Source organism: Gammaproteobacteria bacterium, from assembly GCA_028819075.1.
In the GTDB taxonomy this organism is placed as follows: Bacteria; Gemmatimonadota; Gemmatimonadetes; order Longimicrobiales; family Gaopeijiaceae; genus BD2-11.
In genome coordinates this window covers 20,824-40,504 of the sequence record JAPPMM010000036.1, presented here as the reverse complement: position 1 = coordinate 40,504, position 19,681 = coordinate 20,824, and the positions used below count along the sequence as shown (strand labels likewise).

16 protein-coding genes and 1 tRNA gene are annotated in these 19,681 nt (G+C 68.7%); 9 read left to right on the top strand and 8 right to left on the bottom strand.

Going from position 1 to position 19,681, the window contains the following annotated elements; translation table 11 throughout:
• Positions 1-374: 374 nt before the first annotated feature.
• From OXU32_08095 to OXU32_08080, 4 genes are all read right to left on the bottom strand, one after another.
• Positions 375-1,595 (bottom strand): integrase arm-type DNA-binding domain-containing protein, encoded by a 1,221-nt coding sequence (locus OXU32_08095; GenBank protein MDE0073927.1) that lies wholly within the window; start codon positions 1,593-1,595, stop codon positions 375-377.
• A gap of 190 nt (positions 1,596-1,785) precedes the next feature.
• Positions 1,786-4,242 (bottom strand): aldehyde dehydrogenase family protein, encoded by a 2,457-nt coding sequence (locus OXU32_08090; GenBank protein MDE0073926.1) that lies wholly within the window; start codon positions 4,240-4,242, stop codon positions 1,786-1,788.
• A gap of 14 nt (positions 4,243-4,256) precedes the next feature.
• Positions 4,257-5,348 carry a deoxyribose-phosphate aldolase gene (gene deoC, locus OXU32_08085; GenBank protein MDE0073925.1) on the bottom strand — a complete coding sequence of 364 codons (1,092 nt, stop codon included), beginning with the start codon at positions 5,346-5,348 and terminating at the stop codon, positions 4,257-4,259.
• 173 nt (positions 5,349-5,521) lie between these two features.
• A complete protein-coding gene (locus OXU32_08080) occupies positions 5,522-6,847 on the bottom strand; it encodes an agmatinase family protein (protein MDE0073924.1) in 1,326 nt (441 codons plus the stop codon).
• Between the two features lie 265 nt (positions 6,848-7,112).
• On the opposite strand from OXU32_08080, the gene OXU32_08075 reads away from it, so the two are divergent.
• The 6 genes from OXU32_08075 (at position 7,113) to OXU32_08050 (ending at position 12,695) form a co-directional block, all read left to right on the top strand.
• A complete protein-coding gene (locus OXU32_08075; GenBank protein ID MDE0073923.1) occupies positions 7,113-7,802 on the top strand; it encodes a DUF2796 domain-containing protein in 690 nt (229 codons plus the stop codon).
• Positions 7,803-7,957: 155 nt separating this feature from the next.
• A tRNA-Sec gene (locus OXU32_08070) sits at positions 7,958-8,054 on the top strand.
• A gap of 176 nt (positions 8,055-8,230) precedes the next feature.
• A complete protein-coding gene (locus tag OXU32_08065) occupies positions 8,231-8,500 on the top strand; it encodes a hypothetical protein (GenBank protein ID MDE0073922.1) in 270 nt (89 codons plus the stop codon).
• Complete coding sequence (locus OXU32_08060; GenBank protein ID MDE0073921.1) at positions 8,500-9,927, top strand: sodium:solute symporter family protein; 1,428 nt, start codon at positions 8,500-8,502, stop codon at positions 9,925-9,927. The genes OXU32_08065 and OXU32_08060 overlap by 1 nt, the downstream gene beginning before the upstream one ends.
• Positions 9,928-10,003: 76 nt before the next feature.
• On the top strand, positions 10,004-10,780 hold the full coding sequence (locus OXU32_08055; protein MDE0073920.1) for an alpha/beta fold hydrolase: 777 nt from the start codon (positions 10,004-10,006) through the stop codon (positions 10,778-10,780).
• 10 nt (positions 10,781-10,790) lie between these two features.
• Positions 10,791-12,695: a prolyl oligopeptidase family serine peptidase gene (locus tag OXU32_08050; protein MDE0073919.1), complete on the top strand. Its 1,905-nt coding sequence runs from the start codon at positions 10,791-10,793 to the stop codon at positions 12,693-12,695.
• A gap of 22 nt (positions 12,696-12,717) precedes the next feature.
• Here OXU32_08050 and OXU32_08045 read toward each other — a convergent pair whose 3' ends face one another.
• Genes OXU32_08045 through OXU32_08035 form a run of 3 tightly spaced genes read right to left on the bottom strand, consistent with a single transcriptional unit; the run spans position 12,718 to position 16,494 of the window.
• Positions 12,718-13,263 (bottom strand): GNAT family protein, encoded by a 546-nt coding sequence (locus OXU32_08045; protein MDE0073918.1) that lies wholly within the window; start codon positions 13,261-13,263, stop codon positions 12,718-12,720.
• 43 nt (positions 13,264-13,306) lie between these two features.
• Positions 13,307-14,824, bottom strand: coding sequence for an insulinase family protein (locus OXU32_08040; protein ID MDE0073917.1), 1,518 nt, complete (start codon positions 14,822-14,824; stop codon positions 13,307-13,309).
• Positions 14,821-16,494 (bottom strand): pitrilysin family protein, encoded by a 1,674-nt coding sequence (locus tag OXU32_08035; protein MDE0073916.1) that lies wholly within the window; start codon positions 16,492-16,494, stop codon positions 14,821-14,823. The genes OXU32_08040 and OXU32_08035 overlap by 4 nt, the downstream gene beginning before the upstream one ends.
• Before the next feature lie 376 nt (positions 16,495-16,870).
• Between OXU32_08035 and OXU32_08030 the strand changes: the two genes are divergently transcribed.
• Positions 16,871-17,527, top strand: coding sequence for a hypothetical protein (locus OXU32_08030; GenBank protein MDE0073915.1), 657 nt, complete (start codon positions 16,871-16,873; stop codon positions 17,525-17,527).
• On the opposite strand, the gene OXU32_08025 is transcribed toward OXU32_08030, so the two are convergent.
• Positions 17,524-18,303: a UDP-2,3-diacylglucosamine diphosphatase gene (locus tag OXU32_08025; protein ID MDE0073914.1), complete on the bottom strand. Its 780-nt coding sequence runs from the start codon at positions 18,301-18,303 to the stop codon at positions 17,524-17,526. The genes OXU32_08030 and OXU32_08025 overlap by 4 nt on opposite strands.
• A 65-nt stretch (positions 18,304-18,368) precedes the next feature.
• On the opposite strand from OXU32_08025, the gene OXU32_08020 reads away from it, so the two are divergent.
• Both OXU32_08020 and lptE read left to right on the top strand, forming a co-directional pair.
• Positions 18,369-19,079 carry a hypothetical protein gene (locus tag OXU32_08020; GenBank protein ID MDE0073913.1) on the top strand — a complete coding sequence of 237 codons (711 nt, stop codon included), beginning with the start codon at positions 18,369-18,371 and terminating at the stop codon, positions 19,077-19,079.
• A 26-nt stretch (positions 19,080-19,105) separates the two neighbouring features.
• Positions 19,106-19,654, top strand: a complete 549-nt coding sequence (lptE, locus tag OXU32_08015) for an LPS assembly lipoprotein LptE (protein MDE0073912.1) — start codon at positions 19,106-19,108, stop codon at positions 19,652-19,654.
• Positions 19,655-19,681 lie beyond the last annotated feature (27 nt).

The window sequence follows — 19,681 nt, the reverse complement described above, 5'->3', positions numbered from 1 at the left end:
CTCAAGTAACACAGGAAGATGCGAATCTGTATGAGTTTGTGGGGTATGCTGGCTTACGGACCTTAAGGCCGTCAGCCAGCCCCGCGGGACACCCGCGAAAGACGTCCCACCAAGCATCGCCCGGAACAAGCTCGACCGACCCGTCGCGGGCAAGGTCCTCGGCCTCCTCGTCGCCGGCCTCAAGGACGGGGAGGGCGACCGGCCCGGCTACTGACTCCTCGGGACTGCGCCACGCTCTGCCGAGCGCCCGGTTTTCGGCCTACCGTACCCCTCGGAGACCCGAGATCGTGCGTTAGAGGCCATCCTGTGGCCCGTATATCACCCGAAAAGCCCTTGGATCGGCCGGAAACGGCTTCCGAGCGCCGGTTGCGGGGTCAGGCCCCGTTTCTCGCTTTCCCCGCGAGATACTCGGCCCAATCTTCCATGAGCCGACGCCTCCGCTCGAACAGATCGGTCCGCATGTACGCCGCCTCGACCTTGTTCTGAACGACATGGGCCAGCGCCGCCTCGACGACCTCCCTTGGGTGATCGGTCTTCTCGGCGGCCCAGTCACGGAAGCTGGACCGGAACCCATGAGGCACCGCCGAGATCCCGCAGCTCAGGAGCAACCGCCCCGGCCGCTTGCGGGTCAGCGGCTTGCCGCGCTCGTTGACGAACACGATCGGACTCGCCCCATCGCCGAGCTGCCGCGCCCCGTCAAGCACCTCCAGCGCCCGCCCGGACAGCGGCACCCGGTGCTCCTTCGCCGTCTTCGTCCGGCTTGCCGGAATCGTCCACACGCCCGCACCTTGGTCGATCTCGCTCCACACCGCCCCGCGGACCTCGCCGCCCCGTGCCGCCGTCAGGACCAGGAACTCGAACGCCAGCGTGTCCACTTTCCCCGGCTTCGCCGCCCGCACTTTCGCGATAGCCGCCGATACCTCGCCGTGAGGCAGGGCCTTCCGGTGGGTGACGACATCGTGCTGGGGGCCAAGCACCGGCAGGAGCCGGTCGCAGGGGTTGTCCGTGCGCCAGTCCATGGCGACGGCCCACTCCAGCACGGTCCGGATGCGCAGGCGGACGGAGCGGGCGACCTTCGGCCTCGCGTGCCAGATCGGGGAGAGCGTTTCCAGCACGTCGGCGCTGGTGATCTCGGAGACCGGCAGCTTCCCAAGTCGTCCGAAGGCATACATCTCCAGCGAGCGGGTCCACAACCTCGGGGTCTTCGCGCTGCGCCACCCGCCGCGCTTCTGCTCGATGACGCGCACGGCGGCCTCGGCGAAGGTGGGGACGCCGATGGACCGGCGCTTCTCGGCCAGGGGATCGCCGCCCGCGCGGGCCAGCTTCCGGTTCGCCAGCGCCTGCTCGCGGGCCTCGGCCAGCGAGACGAGGACGACGCTGCCGAGACCGATCTCGCGCTTGCGGCCCCGGACCACGAGCCTTTGGATCCAACTCCGGGTCCCGGCCTTCTTGACGTACAGGTAGAGCCCGTTTCCGTCGCAGTGGCGACCGGGCGGAGCGGAGCGCACGAAGGCGGCGGACAGCCGGTTGTGGGGATGGCGGCCCCTGGGCTTGCCTCGGCGGCGCTGGGGGCGGGTGCTGGTAACATTATTCATTCCCTAATCGTAGCCGGGATGGCAGTGGATCGCAAGGGAAGTAACCGGCGGACGAGAGTGGGCGGCACTCTATCTAACGTGTTGAAATACAGATTGTTACGGAACTCTAAGGACGCCTATGGATGATACTGGACTTTCGGTGTCCGCTCCCATGGCTCGATGGGACTGCCCGGGACGCGGAGGGAAGCGCCTATTCCCCGTAGGGTATCCAGATGTTCTTGACCTGCGTCGCCCGGCGCAGGAATTCGTCGCCTTCCCCCTGCTCGCGCGCCCGCCATCGCCGCTGGAGGCCGGTCTCCGTCCAGGTCTGCTTCATGTTTCCCGTGGAGAGGCGCTCGACCTCCTCCACCCCGGTATCCGCGCCGAAGTACCAGATGGCGTCCACGTCGTCGTGCGCGGCCAGCACTGGCGCCAGTTCGACATGCTCGCCCGTGACGACGTTGACCACCCCGCCGGGCAGGTCGGAGGTGTCCAGCACCTGGCAGAGGTCGGTGGCAGAGAGCGGCCAGCGCTCGGAGGGAACGGCGACCACGGTGTTGCCGGTTGCGATGGCGGGCGTGATCAGCGAGACGAAACCCAGCAGCGGGTTTCGCTGCGGGCACACGATGGCGACCACCCCCAGGCTCTCCGGCATGGCGAGGGTGACGTTCCGGTAGGGCGTGCGGTGGACGTGCCCGTCCCACTTGTCCGCGTGCGCCGCATAGCTGAAGAGCCGCCGGATCGAGAGATCGACCTCCGCGGACGCGCGGTCGGCGCTCTGCCCGGTGAGTGACCGGATGCGGGCGGCGAACTCCGATGCGCGCACGGCGAGGTTCTCCGCGATGAAGTAGAGGATCTGCGCGCGGTTGTGGGCGGTGCGGTCGGCCCATCCGCCGGCGAGCCTCGCCGCCTCGACCGCGTTGCGGATGTCCTTGCGGTTGCCGCGGCCCACTTCCCCCACCACCTCGCCCGAGGCCCCGGGGACAAGCATCGTGTAGCCGCCGTCGGGACGAGTCTGGCGTCCCCCGATGTACATTCTGATGGTTCGGTCCACCCGCGGCATCGCGTCGCCCGCAAGGGGTGACTCGTCGTCTTCCGGCGGTACGCCCGGCCGCCCATCATCCGATGAAACGGACTCACCCGCGACCTTTTGCACGACCTTACGGACGTTCTCCCTTGTCGATGCCCCGTCGCGCGCCTGCCACGCGGGCCGCAGGTACTCGTGGAGCCCCTCGCGTCCACCCTCGCGCCCGAAGCCGCTCTCGCGGTAGCCACCGAACCCGGAGGCCGCGTCGAAGACGTTGGTGCAGTTGATCCACACCGTGCCCGCCTTCACCTTCGGCGCGATATCCAGCGCCAGGTTGATGTTCTCGCTCCAGATGCTGGCGGCGAGCCCGTAGCGGGTGTCGTTGGCGAGCCGAACCGACTCCTCCGGCGTGCGGAAGGTCATCATCACCACCACCGGCCCGAAGATCTCGATCTGCGCGATGGCGGACGCGGGCGCGACCCGGGTGCACAGCGTCGGCGGATAGAAGTACCCCTCCGCGGGCGTGCTCCAAGACGGCTGCCAGATGTCGGCGCCATCCCGCCGGCCCCGGTCCACCAGCCGACGGATCTTCTCGAGCTGTACGGGCGCGATGATGGCGCCCATGTCCACCGCCTTGTCCAGCGGATCGCCCATGCGCAGCATCTCCATGCGCGCCTTGAGCTTGCGCTCCAGCGCCTCCGCGACGCCCTCCTGAACCAGAATGCGCGAACCCGCGCAGCACACCTGTCCCTGGTTGAACCAGATGGCGTCGACGACTCCCTCGACCACGCCGTCCAGGTCGGCGTCCTCGTATACGACGAAGGGCGATTTGCCCCCCAGCTCGAGCGAAAGACGCTTGCCGCTGCCCGCCGTCCGGCTGCGGATGAGGCGCCCCACCTCCGTGGATCCGGTGAAGGCGATCTTGTCGACGTCGGGATGCGCCACCAGGGCGGCACCGGTGCGGCCGTCGCCCGTCACCACGTTCACGACTCCGGGGGGCAGCTCTGTCTCCCGGCAGATCTCGGCGAAGAGCAGGGCGGTGAGGGGCGTGAACTCGGCGGGCTTGAGCACCACCGTGTTCCCGGTGGCCAGCGCGGGCGCGATCTTCCACGCCAGCATCAGCAGCGGGAAGTTCCAGGGGATGATCTGGCCGCCGACGCCCACGGGCACCTGGTCCGGGAATTCGGAATCCATCAACTGCGCCCATCCCGCGTGGTGATAGAAGTGGCGCACCACGAGGGGGATGTCGATGTCGCGCGATTCGCGTACGGGTTTGCCGTTGTCCAGCGTCTCCAGGACCGAGAGGAGGCGCGCGTGCCGGTGGATGCGGCGGGCCAGTGCGTAGAGGAAGCGGGCGCGGGCGTGACCGCCGAGCCGCGCCCATGGCTCCTGCGCGGCGCGGGCGGCGCGCACGGCTCGGTCGACATCCTCGGAGGCTCCTTGTGCAATGCGCGCGAGCGCCGTCCCGTTCGCCGGGTTGACGGTGTCGAACGCTTCCGCACCCGCGCCTTCGACCCAGTCGCCGCCGATGAACAGGCCGAACGAGCGGCCGCGCTCGTCGAGCCACGCTTGCGCCCGCCCCGCGCTCTCGGGCGCGGGCCCGTATTCGAGGGTTTCGAAGATCTCGGAGATTCGCGGCATCTGGCGGGACTCGCTCAGGCCATGGGATGTCGATGGGTGGCTGAATAGCGGCCCGTGACGTGATGCTCGATCTGGCGTTCGATGTCGCCCAGGAGGGAACTGGCGCCGAAGCGGAAGAGCCCGGCCTGCATCCAGCGGGGGCCCAGCTCCTCGCGCATGAGCACCAGCCAGACCAGCGCCTGCTTCGCGGTGCCGATGCCCCCCGCGGGCTTGAAGCCCACGCGGTAGCCGGTGCGCTCGCGCCAGGCGCGGATCTGGCGCACCATGGTGAGGCCGACGGGCAGGGTGGCGTTGACCTTCTCCTTCCCCGTGGAAGTCTTGATGAAGTCGGCTCCCGCCATCATGCACACCAGGCTCGCGCGCGCGACGTTGCTGAGGGTCGCGAGTTCGCCGGTGGCGATGATGGTCTTCAGGTGCGCGCCCCGGGCCGCCTCGCGGAAGGCGCCGACCTCGTCGTAGAGGTCGCCCCAGCGCCCGCGGAGGACGTGCTCGCGGCTGATGACGATGTCGATCTCGGAGGCGCCCGCCGCCACGGCCGTCCGGATCTCGTCGAGCCGCTCGGGGAAGGGCGTCTGGCCGGCGGGGAAGCCCGCCGCCACGGCCGCCACAGGGATGCCGGACCCGGCAAGCGCTTCCACCGCGGTGGCCACCATGCTCGGGTAGACGCACACCGACGCGACCTGGATGGGCAGCCCGGCCGCACCCGCCGCTTCGAGCAGGTCGGCCCGCACGGGATTGCGGGCCTTGCCGCACAGCCTGCGCACACGGCCGGGGGTGTCGTCGCCCGCGAGGGTGGTGAGGTCGATGCAGGTCGCCGCGCGCAGGAGCCAGGCCGCCTGCCACGCGCGCTTCACGCTCCTGCGGCCGGCCAGGGAAGCGGTGCGCCTCTCGGCAGCGCTCCGGTTCACGCGCTGGTGGCGCAGCCAGTCCAGCTCGAGCGGCGTTCCCGGGTTCCAGGGGGCGAGGTCGGAATGCACGGTCTGGTCCGAGGGCACCGGGACGTCGCGCGCGGACGGACGCCCATCGCGGGTTTCCGGGGTCGCGGGCGACCGGCGCCCTCTGCGGGCGAAGGCGGATGATCCGGTGGGGGTGATGTCGTCAGGCATTCACCAAGTTATTCCCGGAACGAGGTGATCTGCTACCCGGGCGGCGAAGGGGGCAGCTCGCGGGGCAACGGTGCGGACAGCACCCGTCTCCGTCAGCCTGTCAGCAAGGCGGTACCCGGATTGGCTTCCCGATGCCCGTGTGCACAATCCACTGGAGCGACTCGGGCGGTCAGCTACCTCTCCACTCCCCCGGGCCGCCCATCACTGCTCGTCAGCGGGCTCAGGTAGTCCCGATTGCCGAGCCCGAGCTTCCGCAGGGCGACGCCGGTGAGGCATTCGTCCACCACCTGCTTGGCGTTGAGGGCGGTGGTGTAGCCCGGATCGACCAGCGGGTTGAGTTCGACCAGGTCGAAGCCCACCAGGTTGTTCTCGGAGCAGAGGCCGCGGAGCATGGGGAAGATTTCGCGCGGGGTGAGGCCTCCGGGCACGGGTGTGCCGGTACCGGACGTATACGCCGGGTCCATCACATCGATATCGAAGGAGACGTGGAGGTACTCCGGCCCGTCGTTGGCCTCGTCGAGAACACGCTGCATGACCGTGCCCCATCCGTCGCGGTCGATCTCGGCCATGGTGTGGTACCGGAATTCGTTCTCGCGCATCCACTCGAAACCCTCCGGCCCGGGCCAGCTGCCGCGCAGCCCCACCTGGATGAAGTTCCTGCCGAGGATGTGGCCATCGTCGACCAGACGGCGCACGGGCTGTGCGTGCGAGATCAGGTGGCCCATCCGCGTCCCGCCGGCGTCGTAGTGGGCGTCGAAGTGGATGACGCCGACGTTCTCCTTGCCGTACACGTCCGCGAGCCCGGCTACGTTGGCAAACTCGATTGAGTGGTCGCCCCCGATGATCACCGGGATCGCGCCGGTCTCGGCGATCTCCCGCACCATCCGGCGGATCGGCTCCATGCTGCGCTCGACGCTGAACTGATCGATGGGGGCGTTCCCGTAGTCGACCGCCGTCAGCTCGCTGCGCCAGCTGATCATCGTCTCCATGCTGCCGGTGCTCCGCCGCATCGCGCGCAACGCGTTGGGACCCTCGCCGGCGCCTCGGAAACCGACTCCCATGTCCACAGGCGCGCCCATGAACGCCACCTCGACCTCGCCCGCGACGAGGTCCTCGATGGTGCGTGCGATGGGGAGCCCGAAGAAGCTCAGCACCGAGCCGACCTCGATCGGGCCCGGTTCGCGGGGCGGGTCACCCGAGATGTCGCGGTCGCGCCACACCTCGAGGTTTGGATCGTTCGGGTCGAGGCGGATGATGGCGGCTTCGGGGTCGGGGGCTTCCTGAGCGGCGCTGTCCGCCTGCTGCGCGGCGGAATCGGCGGCGTCGCCCGTGGCGGCTGCGACGTCCGCTTCCGCTCCGGGTGATGCTTCGTCCCCGGACTCCCCGGGCGACGCCTCGCAGGCAACAAGGACCAGCGCGCCGGCGAGCAGGAACAGGCTGGTAAGCGAAGCCGTCGGTCCCGCCGCACCAGAGCGGGAAAGAGGTGAACTGTCTCCCATTTTTGACGCTCCGTCGATTCGGCGCTCCCGGGCCCCGACGGCTCCTGCCTCCAGGACCCTGCGGTTCGGCCAGACTACGATGGTCGGAGTTCGCCCGCCAGTTCGCAGCTCGCACGCGTTGAACGTGATCCATCCTGACGTAGACAGAGGTCCTCGCCCTTCGGGAACCAGGATGCCCTTCGGGGAACCAAGATATGATAACGAGAATACGATATCATTAATGGACCTACGCCGTACGGACGCAACCCGCACCCGTTCTCTCACCATGACCTACCCCACACTCGATCGACCCCAGGTCCGCTCGCCTTATGTCGGGTGGACGATCCCGTGTCTTCTGCTGTGCGTCGCATGCGGCGATTCATCCTCGTCGCTTCCCGGTCCTCCGCTCGTCGAGGGCGAACGATTGGGGACGGTTGGGGCCCACGAACATGGCATCGCTCGACTGGGTCTGGCCGTGGACGGCACCCGCCTCACCGTCGACCTGCACCTCCCCGCAGAATCCGTGTTCGGCTTCGAGCGCGCCCCCCGCTCGGCGCAGGAGCGGGCCACCGCAGCGGAGGCCCTCGACAGACTCCGAACCGGTGGCGCTCGTCTCATCGCCTTTCCGGACGGGGCGATCTGTGCGCTGGATTCGGCGGAGGTGCAGGCGCCCGAAAGTGTAGAGGGTGACCATGCCGGCGAGGACCATGACCAGGCCGGCGAGGACCACGACGATGCCGGCGAGGACCACCAGCATGACGAGGAAGAGGGCCAGGAGCACGAAGAGGATGAGGCCCAGGAACACGAAGACGTGCACCTCCTTGCCTCCCTCACCTGTTCCCGTGAGCCCCTCGGACCGGCGAGCCTGCGGTTCGCGGACCTCCTGCCCGACGTGGTGCAGGTGGACCTGACGGTGTTCACTGCGGCGGGGGAGGCGGCCGGTCGCGTCGCACCCGATGCCTCGTTCCGGTTCTGAGCTGGCGAGACGACCCTAACGTTACGTCAGGGTTGGCGTCGATCCCGTGGCTGGGCACGCGTGAGTCAGGCGGGGGCGGGCGGCACCCGTCCCGCAGCCTGTCAGCAAGGCCGTACCCGGGTTAGCTTCCCGATGTCCGTCCGCCGGAGCAGCGAGGGGGCGGGTGGGGTCTGGTGACCCCAGCGGTCTTCAAAACCGTCTGGCCCGGCTTGAACCCGGGCTGGTGAGTTCGATTCTCACACGCTCCCGCCACTCCGGATCTTCGAGGTTGCCCGCCTTCGCCGAAGGCGATGAAACACACCGGCTATTGCGCGCAGATGCCGCAAGGCCGCGTGGCCTCGGCCGACGCCTTGCGGCTGTGGGACGCCGTCAGCGCTTCAATACCTTCCCTGTTGCGCCATCCAACCGCACCCCGCACCGTACCCATCATGAAATCCTTCTTCCCATTGCGGCGCGGAGAGGGTGCGACCCTCGTCTTCCTGATCGCCTTCTCCGCGTTTGCGTTCATCCCCCGGTGGCGCACCATCGAGGCGGGCGGCATGGCCGTCTTCGGCTGGCTCATCGCCGCGTTGATGCTGATTTCGCCGGCGCTGGCGCTCGTCACCATCCTGCGGCGTGACGGGAAGGGAGGCGCGGGGGCCGGAGCGGGCAGAGCGTCACCCGATGCGGTCGCGGAAGAGGACCGGGGAGACGCCTGATGCTCCTCGAACGCGTCCTGGTCGGGGTCTACCTCGCCGCGTGCATCGGCATCGGGATCGCGGTGTCGAAGAGGGTCCTGGGCTCGCGGGACGAGTACTGGGTCGCGGGACGGCGCATCGGCACGGTCGTGAACTCGATGGCGATCATGGCGGCGCTCGCAAGCGGCGGATCGATCATCGGCGTGATGGGCCTGGCCTACGCACAGGGCATTCCGGCGACGCTCGCGCTCTTCGGGGGCGCGGTCGTCGGATTTCCCCTGGCGTCCATTCTGGTTGCCAGGCCGCTCCGCAACTTCGGGAAGTTCACGATCACCGACTTCATGAGCTTCCGCTACCCGCATGCGCTGGTCCGGTACCTGGTCCCGGTCCTCATCGTCGCAGCCTTCACCATCTACATCGTGGCCCAGCTGAAGGCGGCCGGCATCACTGCCGAGGCGCTGCTGGGCATCCCCTACAACACGGCCCTGGCCCTGGCCACGCTGGTATTCATCATCTACGTCTCGTTCGGGGGCATGGTGGCGATCACCTGGACGGATGTGATCCAGGGATTCCTCATGCTCTTCGTCATCATGGGCACCGCGCTCGTGCTCGTGTGGCGCGTGGGGTCGCCCTTCGAAATCATGAGTCAGGCCACGGCCGTCGCCCCGGAACTCGGGCAGGTCGCAAACCGGCCCGTGTCGAGCTACCTGGGCTACTTCATAATCTGGGCCACGGCCATCCCGGTGATTCCCCACATCGTCATGAGGGTCTTCACCGCCCGGGACGCCGAGAGCGCGCGGCTGTCGCTGAACCTGTCGATGCTGGTGTACAGCGTGATGATCCTGGCGGCGGTGCTCGCCATCGTGCCGATCGGGCGGATCGACTTTCCGGGACTCCAGGACGCCGACCAGCTCTTCCTGCGCGTGATGGAGACGCAGTTCCCGCCCCTCATCCGCGGGATCGCGGTCGCGGCGGTGCTCGCCGCCGTCATGTCCACCACCGACGCGCTGCTGCTGGCGTGCAGTTCGGCCATCTCGCACGACCTCCTCGGAGGCCTGCTGAAGGGCCGGGCCAGCAACCGGACGATGACCCTGGTGCGCATCGGCTCGACCTGGGTGATCGGAATCGCGGCGCTCCTGTGGGCATTCTCGCCGCCGGAACTGATCACCGAGTTCTACACTGCGGGGGTCGGAATCCTGAGCGCGAGCCTGTTCGTACCCACCATCGCCGGGCTGTGGTGGAAGAAGGCCAACCTGGCGGGCGGCGTCGGGGCCGTGGTGTCGGGAGCGGGGGTCTACATCCTGGTGCAGTTCGGCGTCATCGACATCGGGCTCGCGCCGGTGGTGGTCGCCCTCTTTGCCAGCGCCGCGGCCATGATCCTGGGGGGATTATTCGGGCCGCGGGAATCCACGGAGATGGTCGAGCGCATTGAGGCTCTGCACGGGTGAATCGACGGTGCTGGTTGAGGTCTGGCAGACGCTCCGACGGAGGTTGCGGGATTGGCGGGGAGCCGCTGATCGCCGTGTGACGTCCGCGCGGCACGCGAGCCGCCGGAATCCCCGCGGACCGCGGCCGTCGAATGCCCTGCTCGTCGGCTGCTGCGTTGTTCTTGCGGCGGTCGCCGTCTTCGCGTCTCGCACCGAAACGGGATCGGCGCAAGAGTCCGTCGTCCTCATGCACGGGCTCGGCCGCACCCGGGCGTCCATGACACTGCTTGCCGAGCGGCTCGAGTGGGCCGGCTACGATGTCACCAACGTGGACTACGACTCGCGCGGCGGAACCCTCGCCGAACACGCCGAGACGCTCGCTGCCGAGGTGTCGGCCTGCTGTGCCGCGGCTGCGCGCGTTCACTTCGTGGGCCACTCGCTCGGCGGGCTCGTGATCCGCCGCTACCTGGCCGATACCCCGCCCGAGTCCCTGGGACGGGTGGTCCTGCTCGCGCCTCCCAACCAGGGGAGCGAGGTGGCGGACTGGTTCCGGGAGCAGGAACTCGGGCACCTCCTGGGACCGGCGGGGAGGGGCCTGGGCACCGGCGAAACCGGCATCCCGGCAAGCCTGCCTCCCCCGGAGTACGAGGTCGGAATCATCGCGGGCAACCGCAGCCTCAACCCCATCGGTTCAGCGCTCATCCCGGGCCCCGACGACGGCATGGTCGGCGTCGACAACACCAGAATCGAGGACGTGCCGCTGATCGTGGTTCCCCGGACCCACACCTTCCTGATGAATGATCGCTTCACTACCGAGGCGGTGATCGCGTTTCTCAGGACGGGAGCGTTTCCCCCAGTGCCGGCTCCAGAGTAGGGAGGTTCCGATGAAGCGAGCGCTGTTGGCATTCCTCGTTGCTCTCGCCGGCGCGGCCTGCGCCGAAACCAGCGGCACGCCAGCGTCCACCCGCACCTCCGGCGACTTCACTCTGGAGGAGTTCGTGTCCACGAGCTCCCTCGTGGACGGAGCCGTGCCCGATTGGTCCCCCGACGGTTCTGCGATCCTCTTCCTCGGGCGCGCCACGCTGTGGACCGTCGACGCCGACGGTGCCGATCCCGAGGCGATCCCGGTGGAGGGAGTCACCAGCCCGGCGTACTCCCCGGACGGCGCGTGGATCGGCTACGTGTCAAGCGCATCCGGCGACGGGCAGGAGCTCTGGCTCTGGTCCATCCCCAAGCAGCGCGCGCTCCAGCTGACCGACCTCGGTGCCCGCACGCTTTCCTGGAGCTGGTCCCCCGACGGAGGGCACATCGTCTTCTCCAACTCGCTGCGCGGCAACTACGACATCTACACGGTGTCGGTGCCGGAGGGACAGGTGAAGCGGCTCACCACCGACACCCGCTACGACGTGCAGCCCACCTGGACGCCGGACGGTTCCAGGATCGTGTTCGTGCGCATGGACCAGTGGTGGATCCACCACGACGTCATCTCCATAGACGCCGCCACCGGCGCCGGCGAGCGTCTAATCGTGAGCGACCGCGACTGGATGGACTATCGCACCGGCCAGGAGTTCGGGCCTGGCCAGGTCTCGCCGAGAGGCGACCTGGTGCTGTTCCGCTCCTACCGCAGCGGCTGGATCAACTGGTGGCTCGCGCCGATGGAGGGCGGAGAGCCCCGTCCGCTCGCGCCCGAAGCAGCCGATCAGAGCTCCCAGAAGCCCTTCCGGGGCTACGCCCGCTGGTCTCCCGACGGCACGAGGGTCGCGTACACGTCCAACCTGAGGGGCCGGCAGATTCTGCGGGTTGCCTCGGTGGACGACGGCACGGTCCAGACCCTCTTCGCTCCGGAGATAGGCCTCGTGGCGAACCCGGCGTGGTCCCCGGACGGCCGCCGCATCGCCTTCACCTTCGACACGCCGGCGCAGGTCCCGGATCTGTTCGTGATGGATGCGGCCGGAGGCGAGCCGGCGCGCCTGACGCACTCGTTGCCGGATCCGGCGCTTGCCAACGCCTTCTTCATGCCCGAACGGGTGAGCTACGAGAACGACGGGCTCACCATCCACTCCTACCTGTTCCGGCCTGCCGAGCCGCCGCCGCCCGGGGGGTATCCCGCCATCGTCTGGGTCCACGGGGGGCCCTCCTCGCAGTTCGAGGATGGCTGGAGGCGACACGCCGACGCCCACTACTTCATCAAGCACGGCTATGCGGTGCTGGCCCCCAACATCCGGGGGAGCTCGGGCTTCGGCTGGGAGCACGAGGAGGCGAACAACGGGTGCTGGGCGCGGTGTGATCTGGATGATGTCGTGGCCGGCGCGAGGTATCTCGGCACATTGTCCGACATCGACGGCGACCGCGTCGCGGTCACGGGCGTGAGCTACGGAGCCTATCTGAGCTTCGCCGCGAGCACCTTCGCCCCGGACGCCTTCCGGGCCGCCGTGCCCCTGCGGGAGGGATACGCCAACCGCATTCAACTGGTGGAGAGCGAGTCGGCGCTGGCCAACATCAACATGTATCAGTACGAGCTTGGCCTGCTGGCGGAGAACCGCGAGACCTTTCGGCGGGCGTCCCCCACGCTGTTTGCTCAGGATGTGGGGATGCCAATGCTGATCATCGCCGGCGAGGGCGACGTGCAGATGCGCGCGTTCGCCACGGAGGCCGCGCGCTACTACAAGCCGGTCACCTACGAGCGGTACGATGACGTTGCGGGCCGGGCCGCGCGCCTGGAGTGGATGCCGAGGATGCTGGCCTTTTTAAATCGCCACGTGAAGGGAGACGTGGATCTCTGGCCGTAAGTGCAGTAGTGAGGCCGGCCGTCTAACCCGACGCGCGCGCCTGCCACTCGTCGCGCAAGACGGAGTAGATCACCATGTCCTGCCGAGTGCCCGGGTCGGCGTCGCTTGGCCGTTCGCTTCTCAACAGGCCGTCCCGCCTCATCCCCAGCTTTTCCATCACTCGTGAGGATCGGGTATTCGCGAGGTCCGCCATCGCGGTGATCTTGGCGAGCCCGAACTCGTTGAACGCCCAGTCCATGACCGCTGTCGCGGCCTCGGCTGTGAGGCCCTTGCCCCAATGCGCGCGGGCGATGCTGTATCCGATTTCGCCAGTCCCCGCGGACGTGTCGACCCTGATGTTGATACCGCCGACGCACCTGCCGCTCAGGCAGATCGCGAAGACGGGACTGGTATCCCACGGAGCAAGCACGGAGCGCGCCACGAACTCGACGGCGTGCCTGTACTCGTAGGGGCTGGGAACAGGCAAATACCGGCCCCACTCGGAGTCGCGCGCGTAGGCGTAGACGTCGTCGACGTCCGTGAGTTCGAACGGGCGCAAGAGCAGCCGATCGGTTCTGAGCGTAGTCATGACTCGTCCGCGCCGGGGGCGTTTCCTTTCCTCAAAAAGCAGATCAGGGGCGGCCGAGTTCCGCCTCCATCTCGTCCAGGCCCACGGGCCAGCGCGGGTGGCGCGCGGCTCGGATGCGCTCCAGCGGCCCCGCCACCACGGTCACGAAGGTCGCCGGGTCCAGGTACTCCCGCGCGATCGCCTTCACGTCGTCCGGCGTGACGGCTTGCACCATGGCGGGCCACCCCATGAGGTGGTCCGTACTGCCGCGGCGCACGCGCTCCAGGGCGAACGTCCCACTCGCGCTGGTCGCGAGTTCCAGCGACCGCCGCCAGACCGCGTTCACCAGCCAGCCCCGGGCTCGCGCGACCTCGGCTTCGGTCACCGGCGCGTCCGGATCGTGCATGCGCTCCACCTCGTCCAGGCTGTAGCGGACCAGAGGCGCCACAGCCTCCGGGCGTCCACCAGTGCGAACCAGCAGGAGGCCGGTACCGGATGCCGTCACGGGAACCTCGAAGTCGTCCCGGTTGGCGAGGCCGCGCATCTCGCGCGCGGCGATGTTGAGGCGCTCGGCGAGGATGAAACGGAGCACGGAGAGGGCGGCCCGGTCCGATTCGGGGACGGCGTCCACCGCGCGCCCGATGGCGATCCAGCCCTCGAGGCTCGGCACGTCCACGGCGTGAAAGCGGGTCGCGGAACCGCCTGTACCGGTCGAGGTCGCGGTCGGCTCGATCACCGAGGGGTCCGGTAACGGCTCGCCGCTCCTCGCCCAGCCCCGGGTCGCCGCCTCCAGCGCCTCTTCCACCTCGGCGCGGGAGACAGGTCCTCCGACCCCGAAGATCACCCGGTCGGCCGCCAGGCTTCGGGAGGCCAGCGCCCGGACCGCCTCCCGCGAGACCATCGTGCCCGGGTCGGGCGGCGCCAGCGGGTGACCGTGGATGCGGCGCTCCAGTTCGACCTTGGGACGAAAGCCGTTGCCGCCGATCCCGGCCATCGGCATGTCGTAGCCCGGGCCAGTCCTGTAGTCGCGAATCGTCGTAACGTCGAGATCGGGGTTCCGCACGAGCTCCACGAGCAACTCGAGCGCCTCCTGCCAATCCTCCGGAAGAACGCTCAGCGATAGATGGGCGGCGTCGAGGGCTTCGACGCGGCCGAGGGACGCCCCCAGCTCGGCCAGCCGGAGGGTGAGCGGGTCGCTCGCGCCCACGGGGCCTCGCGTCGTGAGGAGCTGGATCAGGAGGGCCGACGCGCCGGCCTCACCTGCGCGCTCGTGGAGCCGTCCCACCGGCAGGGCCGCCGTGAGGCGCACCAACGGGTCGGCCGGCGTGCCGGCCACGATGTAGGCCCGCGCGCCGCTCGATGTCTCGTAGAGAGCCTCCGATGGATCGGGTGGCGTGAACGCGGCTGGACCGGGCGCGACCTCACCCGGGCTCGGCCAATCGTGGTCCAGGATCGGTCTTGAGCGCCCCGGGAGGGTGTCGTGGGAGTCGCCCCCGCAACCGGCAAGGATACCCGTGGCCAGGATGCCCATGACCAATACGGCCACGGCCGCACCGCGCGCCCGGCTCCCGCGGCCCTTCATCGCCCGTCCCCCGGCAGCTCGGCCCACAGGAAGTCGAGCCAGCTCGGCCCGCTTCCCTCCGGAGGCCGGGCGCGCGCCGTGGCGATCACCCGATTCGAGGGGACGAAATAGGTGGACGCAACACGCTGCACGTCGGCCGCCGTTGCCGCGTCCCGAGCCTCGATGAGCTCCGGCAGCACGCTCCAGTGGTTCATCGTGTGGTGGTGCCCGATCAGGAACGCGAGCTCCTGGGGGTTGTCCAGGAACTCGGCCCACTCGACGCGGAGACGCTTGCGTGCGCGCTCCAGCGCACCTTTGTCGATCCGTCCCTCGCGGACGTCGGCTACAGCGTCGAGCAGCGCCCGCTCAACCGCCGCCAGGTCGCCATCGGCCCGCGCCTGCGCGACGAGGTTGAACGCGCCGGGCGACCCGAAGCGGTAGGTGTGGATCACCCGGAAGTCGGCGGACACCGAGGCCGCCGTGCCGCTTGACGCCATCGTCTGGCCGGCCATGCCGTGGGGTCCGTTCAGAAGCGCGGCAATGAGGTCGAGGACGGGCCGGTCGGGATGGCCCATTCCCGGAATGCGGTAGCGCACGTGCACCTGTGGCGAGAGCGGTTCCGTCCAGTCGAGCCGGATCGAGCCGCCGGGCACCAGTTCGGCCTCGATGTCGAGATCCGCAGGCGGCTCGGGCCCCCGGGGCAGTGCTCCGAAGTAGCGTTCCGCGAGAGGCAGGATGTCGTCGAGGGTCGCGTCGCCGACCAGCACCAGCGCCGCGTTGTTGGGCACGAAGTAGTCGTCGTAGATGCGCCACATCGCGGCCCGCGTAAAGTTGTCGAAGTCGCGGAGGTGCCCGCCGTCCGGGACGTAGACCGGATGGCCCTGCGAGGTGACGCCGTCGATCGCCTCGTTGAAGCGCGTCTGCGGCCGGCTCTTGCCGCCGAGGATCTGCTCGAGGACGGTGAAGCGCTGCGCCTCCCAGCCCCTGAAGACCGCGTTCACCATGCGCTCCGCCTCGAGCCGGAAGAAGAGTTCCAGGTGCTCGCGGGGGAGCGCCATGTTCATCTCCATGTAGTCCTGCTCGGTGCTGGCCGGCACGGGATCCAGGTGGCGCACGTACCCGCCGCGCTCCATGTACCACTTGTACGAGGTCCAGAAGTCGCGGTACTCGTTGTCGCGGTCCTCGAGTTCGTAGAGCCGCTCCCTGAGGACCTGTATGTCGGGGGTGACCGGCCACCCGAGCTCATCGTAGAATACGTCGCGCTCGCGAAGCTGATTGCGCGCCCGATTGCGTGCCGCGATGAGCTCCTGTTCGGTGTCGTGGATCTCCTGCAGGATGGGCAGTTCGGCGGCGAGATCGCGGGTGCCCACGGTCGTGGTCCCCTGGTGGATGACGTGCTCCAGGAAGTGCGTGATGCCATGGAGCCCCACCGCCTCCTGCATGGACCCCACCCGGACCCACAGGTTCGCGGCCACGCGGGGCGTTCGATTGTCCTCGACGAGGAGAATCGTGAAGCCGTTGTCGAGGACGTGCTCCTGTACCCGGAGCGGTGCGGAAGGGGATTGCGGGGCGAGCGCCGGCGCGGTGCGGGCCGGCGGCCCGGCAGGCGGCGCTGCCGGTGAGGTTCGCACGCCCGGATACGCTGCCGCGACTGCGGCACCGACGAAAAGGACGACGAGCGGAGTTCTCATGGAGGTGGCCCTCGTGCTTTGGTGACGAGGCGTCTCACCCCACGATCCCTGCGGCTGCGCGCGGGACGTGCGAAATCGGAGCCTCGATCGTGCAGGCCCCCTTAGGATGCAGCGCGATTGGGCGCGAGGCGAGCGCCATCGCCGCCTGGATCCCCTGGGTAACGGAACTGCGGGCCAAAGTGCAGAACGTCTCTGTGGCTGGCGGGTATCAGCCGCGTTCGCCGATGGGTGCAGACGCGCGTTCGATGTCCGGCGGGCAGAACCCTTTCGCCCAGACACTTGTTGCGCCACATAAAGTGTTGCATTTGATAATCTTACCAATGAGTTGGAAGCTGTCTGAGCCTGCGGCCGGGTACATGTCGTCGAGCCAGCCGCGGTGATGCTCCCCCGGTCCTCCCCACGCCCGGTCCCGACCGCGGGGATCCTTGCTGCGACTGCGGTCGCCATTGCCGCCCTGACCCTGCCCGCAGGGGCCCGCGCCCAGGAAGCGCAGGTCAACGTCGAGCCCGAAGCGGCCGATTCCGTGGAGGCGTCGCCGTCGACCGGCCGCCCATCCCCCGGCGGCGCCTTCCTGCGCAGCGTCCTCGTCCCCGGCTGGGGACAGGCGGCATCGGGCTCGTACGGCCGTGCCGCCTTCTACTTTCTCGCCCAGGCGGGCAACGTGTGGATGGCCTACAAGACCAACTCGCTGCGCGGCACCGCGAGACGGCGCCAGCAGATGCTCGAGGCCGCGAAGACCGCGGAGCTTCTCCCTGGCGACGTGGCACCGGAGGCCATCGAGGCGGAACTCGCGGCCGACGAGGGCATCGAGGACATTCGCCTGCTGGCCACCGCGCGCGACGAGCAAATGGAGGACTGGGTCGCGCTCCTGGTTTTCTTCACGTTCTTCGGGGGCGCCGACGCCTTCGTCTCCGCGCACCTGGCCGATTTCCCGGCGCCGCTGACGGTGGAACCGGTCGCGGGTCCTTCCGGCACTGCGCTCGAGGTCGGCATGTCGCTGCCCTGGACCCCGGAGTTCCTGCAGGGCCGTTAGGAGGCAGGCGGCTCTCCCTCCCAGTGCTCGATCCGGGGAGGCCCCGAGGCTTCGACGACCCCATAGGAACGGTCGCGCATCCATGTGCCCGCGTTGAGGTAATAACGGCCCGCAACCTCAATAACCGCAGGGACATGAGTGTGCCCGAAGACCACGATGTCGAGGGTCTCGTCGCGCTCGAGCTCCCGCATCGCAAGCAGCTCCAGCGCCCTGGCGCGCTGTCGGTTTCCTTCCCCCGGACGGCCCTCGTGGCTGTCGGTCCGTGAGAGAAAGGCCGCGAGCCGAACGCCGAGGTCCGGATGGATCCAGCGGAATGCGCGGCGGAACATGCGCGACCTGAGGATGCCGCTCGCGACCCGATAACCGTAGTCGCCGCGGCCCAGCCCGTCGCCGTGGGCGATGTAGGCGCTGCGGCCGGCGAGGGACGTGCGGATGGGGGCGCGATGGAACGACACCCCGATCTCTTCCGCCAGGCACGAGCCGCCCCACCAGTCGTGGTTGCCGCCCAGGAAGGTCACGGGCACGCCCGCGTCCACCACCTCCGCGACCGCCCCGAGGACGCGCACGTGCCCGCGCGGAATCGCGCGCCGGTATTCGAACCAGAAGTCGAAGATGTCTCCGTTCAGGACCACGTGCGACGCGCGTCCGCGCACATGCCGCAACCAGTCCACGAGATCGGCGGCGCGCGCGCCCGGCTGCGCACCAAGGTGAGCGTCGCTCACCACGTAGGCCGGCCCGGCAGCCTGCGGATTCGGTCTCGGATTCCGGTCTGACATCGATTATCGTTGTAGGCAGTGGTCCCCAATTGGCAAGCGCATCGGCCTTGAAACCGCGATTCTGAATGAGCTGTTCCCGCTTCCGGCGCGTGTTCCTCCTTTCCGGCGCCGCGCTGACCGCGAGCTGCTGGCTGCCCCGGGCGCCGGAGCCCCCGCCCGCCGGTCCGCCGGCCATGGACTACCATCGCCATGCGCTGCTGGTAGAGGCACGCACGCAGCTAACGACCCCGGTACGGCTCATCTTCGACTGGAACGTGCGCGAACCGGGGCTGCGCTCGGGCGGTCGCGGGGTCGCCCGGCTGGAACCCCCCTACCGCGCGCGGCTGGACCTCTTCACGGGGCGGGGCGAGACCGTGCTGCGCGCGGCTCTGGTGGGCGACGACCTCCGGATTCCCGAGGGCGCATCGGACGAACTGGTCCCTCCGCCGGCACTCTTCTGGTCCTCCCTCGGCATTTTCCGCCCCGGAGGCGACTACCGCCTGGCGCAGGGATGGGAAGCGGAAGACGGCACGCTTCGCCTCACCTATGACTCGAGCAGTCGGCCGGATCTCTTGTACGAACTCGACGACAATGGCGACGTGGCCGCCCTCGCTCTCCTGCGCGACGGCGAGGCGGTGGACGAACTCTCCCTCTCACTTCCCCTGCGTGACGGCTTTCCCGCCGAAGCGACCTACCGGAATCTCATCGACTTCCGCGAGCTGACCTTCACGCTCGAGACGGTCGAGACCGTGGAGCCGTATCCGTCCGACATCTGGTTTCCCCGCAACCAGGAGTAAGCGTGAATCCCCGAGTCCCGACCAGAATGAAACGTCCCGCCCAGGCGATTCCCGCTCTCGTGCCGACTCTCCCGCGCGTGGTGTTGGGAGCCGCGCTTCTGTCCATGGTGCTGCTGTCGGGCTGCAACTACAGCTTTCGCGGGGGCAGCTTTCCGGATCATATCCGGAGCCTGGCCATCCTTCCGTTCGAAAACGAGACCGGCCTCTTCGAGATCACCCAGGAGATCCACCAGTTCCTGCTGCGCGAGGTCCCCAGGGGTCTGGGCGTCAACCAGGGTGCGGAAGAGAACGCGGATGCCATCCTGCGCGGCACCATCAGCCGTTACGACCTCCGGACCCCCAACTTTCGTGCCGGACAGGCGGGCGCCGGCCCCGAGGTGCTGCAGCGCCAGGTGAGCATCAGCCTTCAGGTCGAGCTGATCGACGTGGTCAACAACGAGATCCTGTGGGAGAACGGAGGACTGAGCGCGCAGGGGCAGTTCCTGGAAGCGTCCGAGACCGAGGAAGTGGCGCGCGAAGAGGCGATCGAACGACTGGCCCAGCTGATCATTGACGGGGCACAGTCCACTTGGTAGCTTGCCCGTCGCCGAACCCCCGACCTC